The 18,623-nt window shown below is 58.3% G+C and carries 12 protein-coding genes and 1 tRNA gene; 2 read left to right on the forward strand and 11 right to left on the reverse strand.

The annotated features are described in order from the left end of the window. Positions 1-44: 44 nt before the first annotated feature. The 6 genes from ACVWSC_RS17005 to ACVWSC_RS17030 are packed head-to-tail and all read right to left on the reverse strand — an operon-like array spanning position 45 to position 8,644. Positions 45-1,169: an ABC transporter permease gene (locus ACVWSC_RS17005; RefSeq protein WP_023098579.1), complete on the reverse strand. Its 1,125-nt coding sequence runs from the start codon at positions 1,167-1,169 to the stop codon at positions 45-47. A 1-nt stretch (position 1,170) separates the two neighbouring features. Then, a complete protein-coding gene (gene rbbA / locus ACVWSC_RS17010; RefSeq protein ID WP_023098578.1) occupies positions 1,171-3,924 on the reverse strand; it encodes a ribosome-associated ATPase/putative transporter RbbA in 2,754 nt (917 codons plus the stop codon). Positions 3,925-3,927: 3 nt separating this feature from the next. Beyond that, positions 3,928-5,001 (reverse strand): HlyD family secretion protein, encoded by a 1,074-nt coding sequence (locus ACVWSC_RS17015; RefSeq protein ID WP_225321759.1) that lies wholly within the window; start codon positions 4,999-5,001, stop codon positions 3,928-3,930. 15 nt (positions 5,002-5,016) lie between these two features. Next, entirely contained in the window at positions 5,017-6,549 is a 1,533-nt protein-coding gene (locus tag ACVWSC_RS17020) for an efflux transporter outer membrane subunit (RefSeq protein WP_023098576.1), read from the reverse strand. Continuing rightward, positions 6,546-7,118, reverse strand: a complete 573-nt coding sequence (locus tag ACVWSC_RS17025) for a TetR/AcrR family transcriptional regulator (protein WP_023098575.1) — start codon at positions 7,116-7,118, stop codon at positions 6,546-6,548. The genes ACVWSC_RS17020 and ACVWSC_RS17025 overlap by 4 nt, the downstream gene beginning before the upstream one ends. 14 nt (positions 7,119-7,132) lie before the next feature. Then, positions 7,133-8,644, reverse strand: coding sequence for an MFS transporter (locus tag ACVWSC_RS17030; RefSeq protein ID WP_023098574.1), 1,512 nt, complete (start codon positions 8,642-8,644; stop codon positions 7,133-7,135). A 302-nt stretch (positions 8,645-8,946) separates the two neighbouring features. On the opposite strand from ACVWSC_RS17030, the gene ACVWSC_RS17035 reads away from it, so the two are divergent. Next, on the forward strand, positions 8,947-9,852 hold the full coding sequence (locus tag ACVWSC_RS17035; protein WP_074198448.1) for a LysR family transcriptional regulator: 906 nt from the start codon (positions 8,947-8,949) through the stop codon (positions 9,850-9,852). Positions 9,853-9,877: 25 nt separating this feature from the next. Here ACVWSC_RS17035 and ACVWSC_RS17040 read toward each other — a convergent pair whose 3' ends face one another. Continuing rightward, a complete protein-coding gene (locus tag ACVWSC_RS17040) occupies positions 9,878-11,047 on the reverse strand; it encodes an RES family NAD+ phosphorylase (RefSeq protein ID WP_074198449.1) in 1,170 nt (389 codons plus the stop codon). Positions 11,048-11,403: 356 nt separating this feature from the next. On the opposite strand from ACVWSC_RS17040, the gene ACVWSC_RS17045 reads away from it, so the two are divergent. Beyond that, positions 11,404-13,788, forward strand: a complete 2,385-nt coding sequence (locus tag ACVWSC_RS17045) for a type I restriction endonuclease (protein ID WP_023098571.1) — start codon at positions 11,404-11,406, stop codon at positions 13,786-13,788. A gap of 119 nt (positions 13,789-13,907) precedes the next feature. Here ACVWSC_RS17045 and ACVWSC_RS17050 read toward each other — a convergent pair whose 3' ends face one another. From ACVWSC_RS17050 to uvrC, 4 genes are all read right to left on the reverse strand, one after another. After that, complete coding sequence (locus tag ACVWSC_RS17050) at positions 13,908-15,839, reverse strand: tyrosine-type recombinase/integrase (RefSeq protein ID WP_023098570.1); 1,932 nt, start codon at positions 15,837-15,839, stop codon at positions 13,908-13,910. A gap of 226 nt (positions 15,840-16,065) precedes the next feature. Further along, positions 16,066-16,141 (reverse strand) — tRNA-Gly (locus ACVWSC_RS17055). A gap of 62 nt (positions 16,142-16,203) precedes the next feature. Beyond that, the gene (gene pgsA / locus ACVWSC_RS17060; RefSeq protein ID WP_442107970.1) at positions 16,204-16,764 is read right to left on the reverse strand and encodes a CDP-diacylglycerol--glycerol-3-phosphate 3-phosphatidyltransferase; all 561 of its coding nucleotides are present in this window, start codon (positions 16,762-16,764) and stop codon (positions 16,204-16,206) included. A 32-nt stretch (positions 16,765-16,796) separates the two neighbouring features. Then, a complete protein-coding gene (uvrC, locus tag ACVWSC_RS17065; protein ID WP_442107972.1) occupies positions 16,797-18,620 on the reverse strand; it encodes an excinuclease ABC subunit UvrC in 1,824 nt (607 codons plus the stop codon). Positions 18,621-18,623 lie beyond the last annotated feature (3 nt).

Below are 18,623 nucleotides of genomic sequence, written 5' to 3' on the forward strand. Positions count from 1 at the left end.
ATTTCCTCTGTGGTTTTCCTAGGTTATGCCCGTGCGGGCGGCTCTCAGCCCATTTGGCTGATCGTCTTCCGAAAGCGTCGCAGTGACATTACGAACAGAGCTGTCCCTATCACGAGCAACGCCAGAAAATTCGTCCAGACAACCTCCAATCCGGCACCGCGGAAGAGGATGGATTGGCCTAATTCAAAGAAATGAGTTGTCGGCGCGAGCAGCATGAGGTTCTGCAAGAGCTCAGGCATTGACTCACGAGGCGTCATGCCGCCAGACAGCATCTGTAGCGGGAAAAGCGTGAGCATCAGAAGCAGCCCGAACTGAGGCATGCTTCGCGCAAGGGTTGCCATGTAGATGCCCAAGGCAGTCATGGCAAATATGCACAAGGCTGCGCCGGTAAAAAACAGAAGCAATGACCCTTGGACAGGGACTTGCAGTGCTCCATGTATCACGAGGATGAGCGACAGCCCTGTGCAGACCAAGACCACTGATCCCATGGACCAGATCTTCGAAATCATGATCTCGCCGGCCGTGACAGGCATCACCAGCAGGTGCTCGATCGTTCCATGTTCGCGCTCACGGATCAGTGCGGCGCCGGTCAGAATGATGGCGAGCATCGCAACCATGTTGATCAGTTCCGCAACGCTGCCAAACCAAGATGCCTCCAGCATTGTGTTGAAGCGTGCTCGCACAACCAACTCGACCGGCTGCTCGGGCGCATTGCGAAAGCGCTTTACGAACTCTTCAATTTCCGCGTAGACAATCTGCTCAACGTACTGATGCCCAATGAAGGCCTGACTCATCTGGGTAGCGTCGATATTGAGCTGGATCTCCGGAACTCTTCCAGCAAGGACATCGCGCTGAAAACTGGGAGGAATATTCAGAACAAAGGTGAACTTCCCGCGGTCCATGCCGGCATCCATTTCCGCCACGGAAATCCGCTGTGGCTGTGTGAACTGCGGTGCATAAAACGCCGAGGAGATCCGCTCGGAGAGCAACGATTGATCTTCATCGACAATGGCGATGGATGCGTTATGGAGTGGCTCCGGTACAAGCGTTGCTGCGCTATAGATATCGAGCGTGAATATGTACGCTGTCAGCAGGAGCATGATGGGGTCTCGTATCAGACTCCAAAACTCCTTACGCCCAAGCCGGAGGATATTCATGAGGCTGCGCATCTCATCTCTCCTGCTTCTTCAAAAAGAAAATTGCGGTGCCAAGGATTAGTGGGATGGAAATGCCCATCGCGATCACCGTCAGGTACAAATCATTCATGCCCAGCGCTTTGCTAAAAACCCCGCGACTGATCAGCACCATGTGCGTTGCTGGATACATCTCCCCAAAAGTTTGAGAGCTTCCTTCTAGAGAACTCACCGGGTTGATGAGGCCGGTGTACTGCATCGCCGGAATGAGCGTGCCGATCACAGCAATGAAGAGCGCGGCGATCTGACTGCGCGTGATGGCGGATGCCAACAAACCCATGCCCGTTGAAACGATGCAGAACAGCAGGGCCGATAACGTGAGAGTGATGAAGCTGCCCTTGATCGGAACTTGAAAGAGGGTGACCGACAACAAGCACATGCACAGAAAATTCACCATGCCCAGGCCTACATACGGAAGCTGCTTACCGATGAGAAACTCTGTGCGGGTGACCGGTGTGACGTAGAGATTGATGATGGAACCCAACTCTTTCTCACGCACCACCGCCAGGGCAGTCAGCATGGCCGGCAGCATCAGCAACAGCAGAGCGACGATGGCAGGCACCATGGCCTTGATGCTTTCAACATCTGGGTTGTAGCGGTAGCGTGCCTGTATCGAGGCCTGGCCAGGAGCCACGGAGTTCGAACGCAGACCCGTTTGCTCGACCAGCCAATGCGCATACACGCCGTTCACATAGCCCTTTACTGTCTCAGCGCGTGATGGCATTGCACCGTCAATCCAGGCAGCGATTTCCACCTTGCGCCCACGGGTCAGGTCTCGACCAAAACCGGGAGGAATCTCAATGGCGACTGTCAGTTCGCCGCGCCGCATCCGTCGATCCAGTTCGCCTTGAGAACTGATTGGCGGCTGCTCCAGGAAGTAGCGAGAGCCCGACAAGCTCTGTATGAAACTCCGGCTGGCGGCACTTTGGTCGCCATCCAGAACAGCAAAGCGCATTTGGTTGACGTCCATGTTGACGCCAAAGCCCATCATGACCATGAGCAGCAAAGAGCCCACCAACGCCGTCGTCGCCCGTATGGGATCTCTTCGCAACTCCAGCACCTCACGCCAGGCGTAGCTCAGGAGGCGCTGCAAGCTGAAGGATTTAGGGCTCACTGCGTCCGAGTGTGGCTTGCTCTCAGTGCTCTTTTCAGCCTTGTCATCCCCCTCGGATTCGTTGCCAGGGGCACTACCGCCTGCATCGACCAGATATCCAATAAACGCCTCTTCCAGAGTCTTGGCGCCGCGCTTCTCCACCAACCGGGCTGGTGCGTCACTGTCGAGCACCTTTCCTGCGTGCATCATCGACATGCGATCGCAGCGCGCTGCCTCGTTCATGAAGTGGGTAGAGATAAAAATCGTCACGTGATCACGACGCGACAGTTCGACCAACAGATGCCAGAAGCCGTCGCGTGCGACCGGATCCACCCCAGAGGTCGGCTCATCCAGAATCAGCAATTCCGGCTTGTGCACCATTGCCACAGCCAGCGACAGACGTTGGCGCATGCCAAGGGGCACACTGTCTGGAAGGCTGTCGAGGATAGGAGCGAGGCCAAACCGCTCAACCATTTCCTCGACGCGCCCAGCGACTTCGCCAGCAGGGACGTGGAATAGCTGAGCGTGAAGCACCAGGTTCTGGTGAACAGTCAACTCGCTGTACAGAGAGAACGCTTGCGACATGTACCCAACGCGCCGTCGCGTATCGATGTCCCGGGGATCTACTTCATGCCCGAACAGCCATGCATTACCTTCGGTGGCGACCAGCAACCCGGTCAGCATCTTCATCGTCGTGGACTTTCCGCAGCCGTTGGAGCCAAGGAAGCCAAATATCTCGCCACGGCGAATACGGAAGGACACGTGGTCTACGGCGGTGAAGTCACCAAACCGCATCGTCAGATCCTTGGCCTCGATCGCGATGTCATCCGCATCCGTTTGAAGCGGTGGGATTTCTACCGGTTTGTGACCACGCTTCTTCTCTTCTGGAAGCAGCCTGATGAATGCCTCTTCGAGGCTTGGACTACCTGTACGCTCCAAGATATCTTTGGGCGTGCCAGTGGCCAGCACTCCACCGTCGTCCATTGCAACCAGCCAGTCGAAGCGCTGGGCCTCATCCATGTAAGCGGTGGCCACAATGACGCTCATGGAAGGGCGCTCACTGCGAATGCGATCAATCAAATCCCAGAACTGTGCGCGGGCTAGCGGGTCGACGCCTGTTGTTGGCTCATCGAGTAGCAAGAAGTCAGGGTCGTGAATCAGTGCGCAACACAGTCCCAGCTTTTGTTTCATTCCGCCGGAAAGCTTGCCCGCAGGGCGGTTCAGGAACGATTTCAGGCCGGTGCTCTGCGTCAAATCGTCAATCCGTCTACGCCTTTCAGACTCCGAATGGCCGAAGAGCCTGGCAAAAAATTGCAGGTTCTCTTCCACCGACAAGGTCGGATAGAGGTTTTTTCCCAACCCCTGAGGCATGTACGCAATGCGAGGACATACGAGATCGCGGTGCGCCTTGCTGCGCATGTCACCGCCCAATACCTCTACCTGTCCATCCTGGATTGCGCGCGCACCGGCCAGTAGAGACAGCAAGCTGGATTTACCGACGCCGTCGGGGCCGATCAAGCCGACCATGCATCCGGACGGTACTTCAAGATCCAGAGCGGATAGCGCGACCGTGGAGCCATAGCGCAGGCTGAGTCCACCCACCCGCGCAACGGCCTTGTTAGACACCCCAACGTTCATGGATCACTCCTGCGCGCGAATGGCAAGTGGAGTGGGCCAAGGAGACTCGGCATCGAGTTTTACCCAAGCGACGCCTGGCACACCTGCCTTGACCTCCTTGGCATGGCGACGCAAGAAGTCTTCGGAGACTTGGGCACGCACCCGAAACATCAGCTTCTGGCGTTCGCTGGCGGTTTCTACGGATTTAGGTGTGAATTGAGCATTGCTGGCAACAAAGGAGACCGTTGCCTTGATCGGATTGTCGGGGGCTGAATCCAGAACAATGCGAACTTCGCTGCCAAGTGCGATACGTCCTGCTGCCTTCTCCGGAAGAAAGAAGGTCATATAAACATCGGACAGGTCGATGATGTTTAACACCGTCCCGCCAGGGCTTAGTACCTCACCCGGCTCGGCAACGCGAAACTGCACGCGGCCATCTCTGGGCGCACGCAACTCGCTGTCGTTGATGTCGGCATCGATGCGGCTGACCGTGGCGAGGGCTGCAACGACGGCGGATCGAGCGCCCACCACATCCGCTTCACTCGCTTTGACCGCGGCCTGCGCGGCCGACACCTGCGCGACGCTAGCCGCGACAGCCGCTTGAGCACCACGCACAGTCGCTCTGTTGTCATCCAACTCTTGAACCGACGAGGCACCTTCTTTCGACAGGACCTCCGACCGCGCGACGCGGCGACGTGCCGCGTCCAGTTCAGCTTCTCGCTGCGCAACCACGGCTTGCGCGGCAACCAGGTTGCTCTTGTTCAGTGCCACTTGGGCTTCTGCTGAGCTGACCGCATGCTCAGCTCTCTGGCGCCCCGCATCCGCTTCCGCGCGCTGTGCTTGCAGGATGTCCACTTGCATCCTCGCCAACGGGTCGCCAGCTTTGACCACGTGCCCCTCGCGCACCAACACCTGCTCGATGCGCCCTCCGAGCTTGGTTGAAATGTCCGTTTGAATCGCTTCGATTCTCCCGTTGCCACTGACGAATCCTTCGCCGTAGGCATCGCCAGATTGTGACGACCAGTACCACCAGCCGGCCAGGAGCGCGCCTGTTATCAGCACTGCCGGTACAACTTTATTTTTCAAGGAAATAGACATAGTCATGTGCGTCATTCACCGAATGGAGGAAGGAGTCTCTGCCTGTGCGGGGTGCACAGGCATGGAGCGAGATTGAAGATCTGCTCCACCACCAAGCGCGGCGTACAACGCCACCTGACTGGAGAGGAACGAGCGACGCACCTGGATGAGTGACTGCTGGGTATCAAGCAGGTCGCGCTGTGCGTCCAACACTTCCAGGTAGGCTGCAGAGCCGTTGTCGTAGAGCAGTTGTGCAAGGCGCGCACGTTCTTGCTGAACATCCAAAGAAGTGCGCGCGATACTCAGCTCATCGGCAAGCCATCGTTGGTCGGATAGCGCATCAGCAACCTCCCGAAAGGCGGTCTGGACAGTCTGCTCATAGCTTGTGATCGCCATGTCCCGCCGGACTTCGGACAAATCGAGACTGGCCCGCCTTTGCCCACCGTCGAAGATGGGCAGGGAAACTGTGGGGACGAACGCCCACGCTCGACTACCTGACTCGAACAAGTCGTTGAGCTGTGAGCTTGCAGTGCCCCACGTGCCGGTCAAGGCAATACGTGGAAAGAAGGCGGCACGTGCTGCACCGATGTTGGCATTCGCCGCACGCAAGCGATGTTCGGCTGAAAGAACATCGGGGCGGTTCACCAGTAACTCCGACGGTAGCCCAGGCGTCAATTCGATGAAGTCCGCAGGCTCAGGCATTTGCTTTACCGGCCACTCGAGGTCAGTACCGCTGCCAAGCAGCTGCGCCAGGGCGTGGTATTGATTCGCCCGCTGCTTGGCGAGCTGTACCTGCAGAGATTTGGCCTGGTTCAGGAGCGTCTGAACTTGGGTGAGAGCAAGTTTGGAGGTCGATCCAACCTGATATCGGCGCTCGAAAATGCGATAGGACTCTTCGCGACTGGCGACCGTTTGCTGGGCGATCGCGACCCGATCGTCCAGTTCTCGCAGCCCTAGATAGCCGTCTGCGACTTGCGTGATCAAGGCGATCCGTACAGCTTGATGCGCTGCATCCGTGGCCAACCAGCTTTCCAGCGCTGACCGATTAAGGCTACGGATTCGCCCCCAGAGATCAAGTTCCCAACTGCTGAGGCCTACCTCAGCTCGGTACTCCCCGCCCACCTGGGGTACACCTGGTGGGTTGAGGTCTGCAGGGACTCTTGACCGTGCTGCTTTCCCTCCAACACCGATCCCCGGAAAACTCTCGGAGCGCTGGATGCGGAAGGCTGCACGAGCCTCTTCGACACGAAGTACCGCAGAGCGCAGATCCTTATTGTTTTCCAGCGCTGTCGCAATCAGTTGGCGCAGAAGTGGGTCGGCAAAGTACTGATCCCAAGCAAGCTCAGTTGCTTGTCGGCCTACGCTGCCCGGTCGCGTGCTGACATCCAGCCACGCATTGGGAACAGGCAGCGGCGGAGTTGCATCCGGCGGGGCCATAGAGGTGCAGCCGGCAAGCAAGCTAATCAAAACCCCAGCGGCAACAGTGCCGAGAGGCGTAGCGCCTGGAGACCTCCGAGAGGCGCACAGGCGTGGCGTACTAGCGCCTTGATCGCCAGGCTTGTAAGTCATACGGAGCCCTTCCCGTCTTTGTCGGAGACGGACGCTCCAGGGAGCATGCTTAACAGTTGCTTGCTGATACGTTCCCGCAATTCCGCAGGGATGGCCTGGTTCGTAATTGACTCATATGCCCAAAGACCATCGGCGGCCAGGCGGACAATCCAGTGCATCGCATCGTCATCCGTTGCTTCACCGGCCAATCCCGGTGCCCACCGAGTAATGACATCCGTCCAAGGGGCCGCCAGCTCAGGACTGGTAGAGCCCTCCAGCATGAACTGCAGCTCCACGCGAGTGGCGCTCATTTGGGTGGCCACCTTCACATATGCTGCGAAGCGCTCCTGTGCCGTAGCCTCCGCTGCAGTTTTTCCGGCCGCGGCTTCCAGGCCGCTTTCCCATTGCTGGGAAACATATTCGTGAAGCCCCAACAGCAAGGCTTCACGCGATGGGAAGTGATACAGCATGCCTCCTCGGGTCAACCCGGCTTCGGCGGAGATTGACTCATAGGCGAGAGCGGTTATTCCTTCTCGACTGACGACACGAATCGCCGCGTCGAGGATTTTTGTACGATTGCTTGAGCGCATATACCGAAACTCCATTAATGAATTGAGGACGCAGATGAGCCTGGCCCATACGCACGCAGCATGCGGCGTGCGACGACTGCGCCAATGCCCAGGATTCCCCCAACAACCCACAGCACTACGACGTAGGCATTTGCAAATGCCAATGACGCGGCTTCAATAATCTCTTGATCTGTCTGACCGCCCTGCGTGGCGAGCTCAAAAGCCTGCGCAACGCCCGAAGCAGCAATGTCAGGTGTTCCTGGCGGAAATTCCACGCCTGTGGAATACAGCATTCCCAATAGGCTGCCGAGCAGCGCGACAGCGATGAGGCCGCCAAACTCGTAGGAAACCTCTTCGACTGATGAGGCCATGCCAGCCCGCTCGGGAGGGGCATTACCAACAATAGCTGCGGACGCCACGGCCATCACGAGGCCGAGTCCAGCACCGTTCAAGACCATGCCGGCTATCAGCCAACCGATTCCGTAGTGAAGACCTGCCGATGTCGCGAAAGCACCGAGCGCCGCAATGGCTAGGCCACTGGAAATCAGCATGCGCAAACCGAGCTTGTGCAGAAATGCTCCGCCAAGCAGAGCCGTTGGAACCGTGCCAACCACGACTACGGACACAAGCAAGCCTGCCTGCAAGGGGGTAAAGCCTGCGACCAGCTGGAAGTACTGGGTGGTCGCCAACTGGGTACCCCCAACTGAGAACATGGTCAGGGCCGCAGCGATGACCCCTGCGGAGAACGCTGGATTGCGAAAGATTGAGAAGTCGAGCAGCGGATGAGGCAATTGAGTTTGCCGACGAACGAAGACATACCCCGCGCCAACTGCAACCAACCAAGCAACGCCAGCCCCAAGCCAATCAGGATGGGCCTGGGCAAGATGCTTGATCCCGAGGGTCAGCGCCGACAAGGCGACTAGCGCAAGTAACGAGGAAGCAAGATCCCAGGGCTTTTCTTTTTCGATTGAACCTGACGGGGCAAAAATCAACGTCCCGATGATGGCCACCACAACTACCGGGACATTGATGAGGAAGACCGACCCCCACCAAAACCGCGCCAGAAGGAGTCCACCAATGATCGGACCTAGTGCCGCACCGACGATGGCGATGCAGCCCCAGATCGATATCGCAATATTGCGCTCTCGCTCGTCGACAAAGGTGATACGTATCAGCGCAAGCGTTGCCGGCATCATTGCCGCAGCACCTACAGCCAAGGCAGCGCGGGCACCGATCAAGACGGTAGAGCTTGGGGCGAAGGCGGCAGCTATCGACGCGATGCCGAAAATGACCAACCCCCCGAGGAACATCCTCCGATGACCAAGTCGATCGCCGAGGGTTCCGGCCCCCAGTAGCAGCCCGGCCATGACCAACGGATAAGCGTTGATGATCCACAAGCCCTCCGTCGGAGACGCATGCAGCTCACGGCTCAGTATTGGCAGCGCTGTGTAGAGCACTGAATAGTCGACCGTGACCAGCAGGAGGCCCGCCGCAACGGTGACCAGCAGGAGCCATCGCCTTGATGTTGAGAGGGTTGCTATTTCCATTGTTCTGAATTCCGAAGTGAGACGACGCAGCAGCCTTCACGAGACTGCATGCGGTTCATGCAGGTTGAGACTGTACATTGCATCCTGTACAGTTACAAGCTTGAATCATGTGCCAAGTGCTGCTTGTTGCTCTGCCACTCGTGGAGCAGCGCTGACTGCGCGGCGTCTGACACATGCCTGGTCGCGGAGCGCGCAGCGCAAGCACTTTGGCCTGACACGGAGCGCCTCTGGAGACTGCGCGCGCCCGCTGCGCGGGAAGCACGGTCATGCTCATCAAGCCCCGAGGGGCTCAATGGAGTCGAATGGAACTACGACATTTGCGTTGCTTTATGGCATTGGCCGAAGAACTGCACTTTTGCAGGGCTGCAGCGAGGCTTCACATTGAGCAGTCCCCGTTGTCCAGGGCCATCAAGGAGCTTGAGGAGCACGTTGGTGCACGCTTGTTTGAACGCAACCGGCGCGGGACGTATCTGACGCCAGCTGGAGAAGCCTTCCAGCGAGAAGCGAGGCGGGTCTTCCTAGCACTGGAAAATGCGATTGAAGAAGCAAAAGCTGCCGCAGCAGGCCAGGCAAACTCTTATCACCTTGCGATTTGCGACGGGCTTACTCAGCCGAGACTTGCAGCATTTCTTGCAAATCTAAGAGAGGAGCAACCTGAGATTTCAGTACGAATATCAGAGGTGACCCTAGCTGAACAATTGCGAGGACTTCGCGATGGCACCTTTGATATTGGGTTTTCTCGCATGAGCAGCACCGGCGACGACATCGTTTCATTGCCTCTATGGCAAGAAAGGCTCGTGCTGGCCATACCTAGGCGACATCCATTACTTGCCTACGCAAGAGTGCCACTTGAGGAACTGCTTCGATACCCATTAGTAGGGTGCCACCCGGAGGTGTGTGAAGGCTATTTCCATAGCATCGAAAACTTACTGCGCGGATCTAGCGTTCAGCCCAATTTTATAGGGCAAGCAACCTCCTTGAGTATGCTCATGACGTTGGTAGCTGCCGGATATGGTGTTGGGTTTGTTACCACCCCTCAATCGGACGCTTGCAAATGCTCCGACGTCGTCACACGCCCAATATCCATGCAAAGCCCAATGCTGACAACATTCCTACTTCGAAAGATGCGTGAGGACACGCCAGAAAGCTTGACAGGATTTGTAGACCGCGCGCTCAGGGAGCTGGGCGACGATCTCAGCGACTGTTAATACAGTTCGATTTGCAAAAACCCAATCATCCATAATGTCGGTCATTGAGTGAAGTGACGCTTTCCACGGGATGCGGCTTGCTGTAGTAACGTACGGCTGATATTTCATGAATGACAATCGAGTCCCGTCTCAACGATAGCGCCGGATGCACCGCACGGTGCCCATGCCGCGACGCGTTCCGGTCCATGAAATTGATCGATGGACGGAACCAGCGGCCAGGCCCATCCTCCTCATACTCCCATAGCGCGATTTGGGCAGTCGCGTCCTCGGCATCGGAGAGAGTTACATCGCAGGCTTTTCGAAACAACACAACGTTATCTCCTGCCGGCGGCTCATCTGGGCGACGGCTTTGCGCCGATGGGTAGATGATGCCGTCGACAGCCAATTTATGATGGGCAGCAAGATAGTCGGCAACGGCCTGCGTCACGAGATAGTCTCGATCTTGCAGTTCAGGGACCACAGGTGCCGACAGGCGCTCGCCCAACGTCCTCAGAAAGTCGCGTCGCTGCGCTGCGGCACGTGTCGCCGGATCGAAGAGGCTTGTACCGGGTGGCAGCTCGACGTTAGCCAGTCGCCGAAGATCCAATAAGCGCAGCGGGCGAATCACCTCGAATGCCGCCATAGCAATCCGGCTGCCCACTGGTGGGCGTACCTCGGCAATGCAAATATCAGGATCCGTGGCGCCGTAGAACGCAGGCTGGCCCTGCCCGTTCATTCGGCCGGCAGCGCCAAGTCCCGCCGCAGGTGACCCCAGAAATCGTTCAGGCCAACGAAGCGCGGCAACAAGTGCTTCGTCAGTTTGGAATACTCGCCCCCTGTAGAGCGTCTTCAATGATGTATGTGGTCCCGCATCGATAACGACCGGCTGGCCCTCTTTGTCTCGATCATTGATGAGCTCGCCGAAGATCGTGCTGAGCAATGTTAGCGCCTTGGGATTGAAGTAGCGTATGTCAGAGCGCAGGCTGTCTTCCATCTCGCGCCATGCGTGCCCGAGCGGCTCCGCCATAGAAGACCTGAGGACAAACCAGGGGTCGTCATCGCCGTAGCGAGACTCTCCCGAGTCAGCGTCGTACCATAGCGTGCCGAGATGTTCGACGACCACCTCGACGGCCTCCTGAGGAATGCCGGTCAGCTCCGAAATCGTGGCCTGCAGGTCATTCCCGGCCGGCGTTCGGCCGAAGTGGATCACCGCCATGGTGTGGCTAGATTCCTCAAAAAACGTATCGATAACTTCCCCGCAAAGTTGGGCGACCTCCCAAAGGTCTGCTGCAGGTGCATCACCATCGCAGTACTCGCAAGAGTTCTCGGATGTCGCGGCGTCTCGCACCAGCCGCTGTAGATACGTCTCTCCAACACAATCAGCGCATATAAAACCCATACGGAAGCCCCAAAGCAGTTTGTCAACTCCATCAATTGACAGAACTATGACATGGGCTTGCCAACATCGGCGAACTTAGACCGCTGCCAGGGAGCGATGCGACGGGCGCCAACCTCTGGAGTTGGTTAAGCTGGCCAACATGGAAAATGAACCTGGGCACACAAGGAAGCACTATGCCAAGCAAACGAGCGACAACTGAAGAGACGGAAGCCGATCTGGAAGCACGCGTCCGGGCGGCGATCAAAGTGGCATTTCCTTGGATGCCAGACGGCGCCATCAAGCACCAGATCAAGTTCACTTTCAAATTCGGACGCCAGACCCTGGAGGTCGATGCCGGGAAATCCCGTGCCGAGGCCCGACTAGACATCCTTCTGGAGAAGGATGAAAAGCCTCTGGCCATCATGGAGCTTAAGAGACCCGGCATCACCCTGACCGATGACGACAGCGCACAAGGGTTGTCGTATGCACGATTGGTCCAGCCTCCGGCGCCGCTTGTGGTGATCACTAACGGCACCGCCGTCAGGATCCTTGAAACCTCCACGGGGAATCCCTGGCAACCAGCAACCCCGACAGAAGATGCGTTCCAGGACCTCATAACGCAAGCGAGCCGCGTCGCAGGTGCCGACGTCCGGCATGCCGTCGATACCTTGATGGGTACCACACCGACTGTATGGATGCAGGCCGTTCGCCTCGTGTCCTCGGAGACGATCGCAGAGCTCACAGCGTCCTGGGACGAACCAGCTCTTCCGTTCGCTGCTGAATTCCTAGCTCCACGTGCTGCAACACATCAGTTGTGGCGGAGCTTGGTTACGGGTGAGCGATTGCTGATTCTAGAAGGCTCGCCTCTCACTGGAAAAAGCAACGTGCTTCGCGAACTTTGCGCACGCACAGAGCAAAGCGATACGCTCGCTATCCTGTACGTTGAGACGGGTGTTGGAGGCGGCGCGCTCCAAACACTGGCCGATGCCCTCTCGCGATCGCTGAGTTGGCCCGTGTCCCCTCAAGAGGCCCGTAACTGGCTGATCCGTGTCTCAAAACACGACGGCGTGAGGTTGGTTTTGGCGTTTGACGGGTTGCACGTGGCCGACACCACGTCCCTGCGCGAGATCGAAGATCTCACCTCCAGCACTTTTGGCGCGTCGCTGTCAGTCGTGCTCGCGATGGATGACACTGTGGCGCAGAGCGTGCTCAAAGCACCAAACCAGCGCTCTCTTTCTCCATTGGGGCGCCGATCCAAGGTAGTGCGCGTCGGATATCTGAGTGACCGGGAGTTCAAGCTTGCTCATGCTCTTTTGGGAAAGCGCCGCCTGTACTTGATGCATGGCGCTGATATGACCCCCGAGTATCGAGAACCATGGGTGCTGCGGGCGATCAGCGGATATGGTCATGCAGCACTCACAGGCAAGCCAGATACGCAGGCCCTCTCACTGCCCTCGCTGCTCGGGCCACGGTTGATGCAGCTCGTACGAACACGTTTCGCAAACGACCACGAACTGCGGCGGAGGTTCAGGGGCTTAGCGCGCTCGATGATTGCGGATGCACAAGACAGAACACGGCCACCAGAAATTGCGCTCCAACAAATGGAGATGGGTGTAATCCGCCGTGCTGCGGTAAGGGCGGAGCTTGAACCCGATGATCTTCAGTGGCTGATTGATCATGGATTCGTTCGCCCTGACATGCACGACGTCGCAGGAGCTACGATTTTGATTCGACTGCCAGAGTTGCTGGCAAGCGAGATGGCACACGCGCTGGCAGACGAAATCGTGCAGCGGTCAAAGAACGACCTGCACGAAGCTGCTGCCTGGATCTCCGGCGCGGCAAGTAATCTTCCACTCGGTGAAGTGGTTGCGGCTCAAGCCCTTGTCGATGCGGCCAAACGGCCAAGCGGCCTGCCCGTCGGCCTCATCACTGCCCTGGTGGACATACCGCCCGAACGCGAGGTACTGGATGCAGGTGGCCACTATGCACTGGCGCTGCCTGATGGCACTTTGGTGGACATCAAGCACCAGCTCGATGGCAAAGCCTTTGTGGTCATTGAGGGGGTTCATCACGAGATTGATCTCGGTGATGATGAACAGGTCGCCTACAAAAACATCCACCCATGGCTAATTCTGTCTCACGTGGCATCCACGCCTTTCGAGGTGGAAGGAGAACATGGGGCGCGCAGAGAAGACCCGAACCTGCTCCTGCAGATTGCGACGTGCCCAATGCCTCTTCGAGGAAATCGTGGCCCGCAATCGCTTCGAATGCTACCCACGGTAGACTTACCCAATGGTATATCAATCGTGGATTCAGAAGCGGGGATCATTGAGCCGATCACGCTCGGCATCCTAGACTATCTTTCCGGCGATGAGGATCAGGCGGACAACTGGGTCGCGACTGCGGCCCATTCAGGCTCAATCGCCTTGCTCTCGCGGGTTCATACGGCACTCGGGGTCCTTGCGGCCTTCGAGACCCACGCAAGAAGCGAATGGGCGAAGTCCCAACTCAGTGCGGTGATTCTTCCCAAATTAGGTGAAGCACTGAACGATGCGGAAGAACCTTCGCCGGAAAACTGAGCCAGCTTGGTCAACTTTCGGAAGGGCGCGCAGTCCAGCAGACGGAGAATATGGCCTAACTATTGAAGATTGCTGGGCGAGGGACAACGATGCGTTCTAGCCCCTCGCTCAGCACAATCCTACCCAACCTCGAGCACGGCTGCTCTGTCCACGAGACGCCTCACGCTTTCGCGAACCGGATCCGGGAACTCAGGCGAATCAATAGGAACCTCCAATGCGGGTTGTGCTGCGGTCAGCAATGCCTGCACTACCTTATCCAGGTTGGTCGGCGTCACTAAGTCGATGGCTACGCGATCGCCCAGCCCAGGCTGAGGTTTTGTCAACAGGTGATACAGCGCCCATGATTCGGCGTGTGAGGCGCGCTTCAGCATCACCTGCGCAAGCTTGAGCTTGAGCGGCACCAACTGCCAGTCGGGCACTCGCTGTCCGCGGTTGCCAATGCTGATGGACAGCAGCTTGCCCGCCTTCAGTTCGCGGTTTATCTGGTCCTTGGACTTGCCCGCCAGCTTGGCGAATAGGGGCACGGGCAAGCTGCTCGACGCCTCGTAGATCTCCAGCATCTCCTCTCGCTCGCGCTGGATGTCCGACACCGCAGGCTCCCGCGCCACCGGGGCCTGCACGATGGGCACAGGAGATAGGCGCTGGAACGCGACGCCTTGACTCCCAGCACTGACAACAATGGGTACGCCATCCGCGGACGGCACACCACCCATTGCCGCTACGATCGCAGCCTCGGCCAGTTTCTCGTCGTCAGCCATCGTCGGCACACCTTCGATGTGGATCGTCAGATGCGTGCTCGCAGCCTCCACCTGCCCCTGCTCCAGAAGGTCCAGGCGGTCGGCCCAGTCCTGCATCATCCGGCGCCGTGGTTCCACATACTTGGCATGGTTGTACGCAGAGCTGACCTTGTTCGGATCGGAATGGGACAACTGGGCGTCCACCCAGATTTTGGGATATCCAACCTCATTGAGCGCCGTCGACAGAGTGCCACGGATGCCATGGCCGGTCAGTTGGTCTTCATAGCCCATCCGGCGCAAAGCGCTGTTGAGCGTGTTTTCGCTGATGCGTTTCTTGAGCTCACTGCGATGTGCAAGGAGATAGCGCTGAGCCGGCTTCATTTCACCGAGGAGATAGCGCACCACCTCAATGGCCTGCAGGGACAGCGGAACGACATAGGGCGGAACATCCTGGGGCCGCTTGCCAGCCTTGCGCATCTCGTCCTGCAGTTGTTTGACGAACTCAGGCGGGATGATCCACAGGCCACGATCTAGGTCAAACTGATCGGGGGTCGCTAGGCGCAGCTCTCCGGTGCGCACACCCGTCAGGAACAGGAGGCGGATGCCCAACTGCGTCTGCAGACCACGCCGACGATAGTCGCGTAGCCTCAGGAGCATCTCGGGCAGCTCATGCAGGCGCAGATAGGGGTTGTGGGCCGTCGGCGGTTTGGGGGCCGCAACCACGTCAAGATCTGAGGCCGGATTGACCTCCATTCCTTCGGCGATCACCAGGGCATAGCGGAACATCTGCCGGAACCAGGTTCGAACCTTTTCCGCAGTGGTGAAAGCCTTGCGTTCCTCAATCTTTGCCAGGACCCCCAGAAGCTGAGGTCGCCGGATGTCGAAGATCGACATCTTGCCCAGGCTCGGCAGCACGTCGCGATCAAAGATCCGCAGAATCTGCGAGAGCGTGCTTTGACGACCCTCCTTGAGTTCCTTGCGGCGATGCTCCACCCAGGCGTCGAAGACCGCCTTGAAGGTATGCTCGGCGGCAAGCTGAATGGCGTGCCGCTTCTGCTTGCGATCGGTGTGCGGATTGATGCCCTTGGCCAGCAGGGCTCTAGCTTCGTCACGCAGGATGCGAGCATCACGCAAACCGATCTCAGGATAGTTGCCCAGTGAGATGCGTTTTTGCTTGCCTAGCCAGTAGTAACGGAAGTGCCACGACTTTCCACCGACTGGTGAGACTACCAGGCCGAGGCCATCAAGATCGGGGAGGTTGTAGAGTTTGCCAGTGGTCTTGGCCTGGCGGACGATCAGATCAGAGAGTGCCATCATCGAGCTCCTAAGTTGAGACTTAGGCTCAATGCTCGTCACGGTTCCACTCCTGGCCCAGCAACAATCCGGTCCTGGATCCACCCGTATTCTTTGGCCTCAATTTTGGCCTTAAAAACACTGGCTGCCGGTGGATTTCGGTGGACGGCCCTGGAATGAAAAAAGGGGCCGAAGCCCCTTTTTTCAACGACTTACAGACATCAGTGGAAGTCTGTAGATCCTAAATTGGAGCGGGAAACGAGACTCGAACTCGCGACCCCGACCTTGGCAAGGTCGTGCTCTACCAACTGAGCTATTCCCGCATTTGGTGACGGCCATTCTATAGATTCATCAAACGCCGTCAAGCCCTTGATTCAAAAAAGTTTTATTTTTGTTCCGAACCTTCGCGCAGGTGCGGCCAGGCAGCACGCAGGTAGTGCACCATCGACAACAACGTCAGGCCAGCAGAGACCATCAGCAAGGCATAGCCGAGGATGACCCAGAACGTCAGCACCGGCGGGTTGGCCAGCAAGATCACCAGCGCCAGCATTTGCGCCGCAGTCTTCCATTTGCCCAGGTTCGACACCGCCACATGCGCCCGCGCGCCCAGCTCGGCCATCCATTCGCGCAGCGCCGAGACCACGATCTCACGACCGATGATCACCGCGGCTGGCAAGGTCAGCCAGAAGTTCGCATGCACTTGCACCAACAGCACCAGCGCCACGGCGACCATCAGCTTGTCGGCGACCGGGTCGAGGAAGGCGCCAAATGGCGTGCTTTGCTGCAGACGACGGGCCAGGTAGCCGTCGAGCCAGTCAGTGGCCGCCGCAATGGCAAAGACGCTGCTCGCTGCGATATAGCTCCAGTGATACGGAACATAAAACAGCAAAATGAAGATCGGTATGAGCAGGACGCGAAGAACTGTAAGTAGATTTGGGATATTCATCGGCACAACTGGCTGCAAAGTGAGCGTGCATTCTACTCGCTATGCAGGTTGGCATAAATCGACTCGGCAAGCTTTTTACTGATTCCCGGCGCTTTGGCAATTTCGTCGATGCTGGCGCGGCTCAGTTCCTGCAGGCCACCAAAGTGTTTGAGCAGGTCGCGGCGGCGTTTCGGCCCTACCCCGGCGACATCTTCCAGGCTTGAGGTACGCCGCGCCTTGCCACGCCGCGCACGGTGGCCGGTAATCGCAAAGCGGTGCGCTTCGTCACGGATCTGCTGAATCAGGTGCAGCGCCGGTGAGTCGCCTTTAAGGGTGAACTCATGGGCCACATCGTTGAGGTACAGGGTTTCGAAACCGGCCTTGCGCGTGACACCTTTGGCCACGCCCAGCAGGATCAGGTCGGGAACCGCCAACTCCTGCAGCACGTCGCGGGCCATGTTCAACTGACCTTTACCACCGTCCACCAGCAGCACATCCGGCAACTTGCCCTCGCCGTCCTTGATCCGCCCGAAACGGCGCGTCAGGGCCTGGTGCATGGCGGCATAGTCGTCGCCCGGGGTAACCCCTTCGATATTGAAACGCCGGTAGTCGGACTTCAGCGGCCCCTCCGGGCCGAACACCACACAAGAAGCAACGGTGGCCTCACCGCTGGAGTGACTGATGTCATAACACTCCAGGCGCTGCGGCACTTCATCAAGGGCCAGGACCTGGGCCAGCGCTTCAAACCGTGCGGCCATGTGTTGACGGTTAGCCAGGCGCGCACTCAGCGCCTGTTCAGCGTTGGTCACCGCCAACTGCTGCCAGCGCGCACGGGTGCCGCGCACGCGGTGGCTGATGCTCAGCTCGCGCCCGCGCAGCGATTCAATGGCCGCCGTGATGGCAGCGAAATCGTCATGCACCACGTTGACGATCAGCTCGCCTGGCAGGTCGCGCTCGGCATTGCCGATGTAGTACTGGGAAAGGAACGCGGCCATGACGTCAGCCACCTCCTCCTCGATGCCAACCTGCGGAAAAAAATTCTTGCTGCCCAACACCCGCCCGCCGCGCACACTGATCAGGTGCACGCAAGCACCGCCCGGGTTGGTGAACGCGGCCACGACGTCGACGTCACCACTGCCGCCTTCCATGCTTTGCTGGTCTTGCACCCGGCGCAGCAAGGCGATTTGGTCGCGGAGTTCGGCCGCCTTCTCGAAGGCCAGGGCCATGGCCGCCTGTTCCATTTCGGCATTCAGCTCGTTGGTCAGCTGATGGCTGCGGCCTTCGAGGAACATCACCGAGTGGCGCACATCAACGGCATATTCCTCCGGCTCAACCAGGCCGACGCAAGGCGCCTTGCAGCGCTTGATCTGGTACTGCAGGCACGGCCGGGTGCGGTTGCTGTAGTAGCTGTCTTCGCATTGCCGAACGAAAAAGGTTTTCTGCAACAGGCTCAGGCTTTCGCGAATCGCACCGGCGCTGGGATACGGGCCGAAGTACTTGCCCTTCTGCTTCTTGGCCCCACGATGAATCCCCAGGCGCGGAAACGGGCCGTCAGAAAGGAACACATACGGGTAGGACTTATCGTCACGCAGCAGGATGTTGTAAGGCGGCCGCCACTCCTTGATCAGCGTTTGCTCGAGTAGCAGCGCTTCGGTTTCGTTGGCGGTGATGGTGGTTTCGACCTGGGCGATGCGCGCCACCAGGGCAGCCGTCTTCGGCGCCAGGCCAGTTTTGCGAAAGTAACTGGCCAGGCGCTTCTTCAGGTTCTTGGCCTTGCCGACGTACAGCAGCCGGGCCTCACCGTCGAACATCCGGTAGACGCCCGGGCGACCGCTGCAGGTCGCCAAGAATGCACTTGAATCGAACACAGGGGTCATGAG

The organism is Pseudomonas sp. NUPR-002, from assembly GCF_056322725.1.

Coding starts and splice junctions, on each gene's coding strand:
- ACVWSC_RS17040 (WP_074198449.1), bottom strand. CDS start 11,047: ATGGCGGTGATCCACTTCGGCCGAACGCCGGCCGGGAATGACCTGCAG.
- ACVWSC_RS17015 (WP_225321759.1), bottom strand. CDS start 5,001: ATGTCTATTTCCTTGAAAAATAAAGTTGTACCGGCAGTGCTGATAACA.
- rbbA (WP_023098578.1), bottom strand. CDS start 3,924: ATGAACGTTGGGGTGTCTAACAAGGCCGTTGCGCGGGTGGGTGGACTC.
- uvrC (WP_442107972.1), bottom strand. CDS start 18,620: ATGACCCCTGTGTTCGATTCAAGTGCATTCTTGGCGACCTGCAGCGGT.
- ACVWSC_RS17025 (WP_023098575.1), bottom strand. CDS start 7,118: ATGCGCTCAAGCAATCGTACAAAAATCCTCGACGCGGCGATTCGTGTC.
- ACVWSC_RS17035 (WP_074198448.1), top strand. CDS start 8,947: ATGGAACTACGACATTTGCGTTGCTTTATGGCATTGGCCGAAGAACTG.
- pgsA (WP_442107970.1), bottom strand. CDS start 16,764: ATGAATATCCCAAATCTACTTACAGTTCTTCGCGTCCTGCTCATACCG.
- ACVWSC_RS17005 (WP_023098579.1), bottom strand. CDS start 1,169: ATGCGCAGCCTCATGAATATCCTCCGGCTTGGGCGTAAGGAGTTTTGG.
- ACVWSC_RS17020 (WP_023098576.1), bottom strand. CDS start 6,549: ATGACTTACAAGCCTGGCGATCAAGGCGCTAGTACGCCACGCCTGTGC.
- ACVWSC_RS17045 (WP_023098571.1), top strand. CDS start 11,404: ATGCCAAGCAAACGAGCGACAACTGAAGAGACGGAAGCCGATCTGGAA.
- ACVWSC_RS17030 (WP_023098574.1), bottom strand. CDS start 8,644: ATGGAAATAGCAACCCTCTCAACATCAAGGCGATGGCTCCTGCTGGTC.
- ACVWSC_RS17050 (WP_023098570.1), bottom strand. CDS start 15,839: ATGGCACTCTCTGATCTGATCGTCCGCCAGGCCAAGACCACTGGCAAA.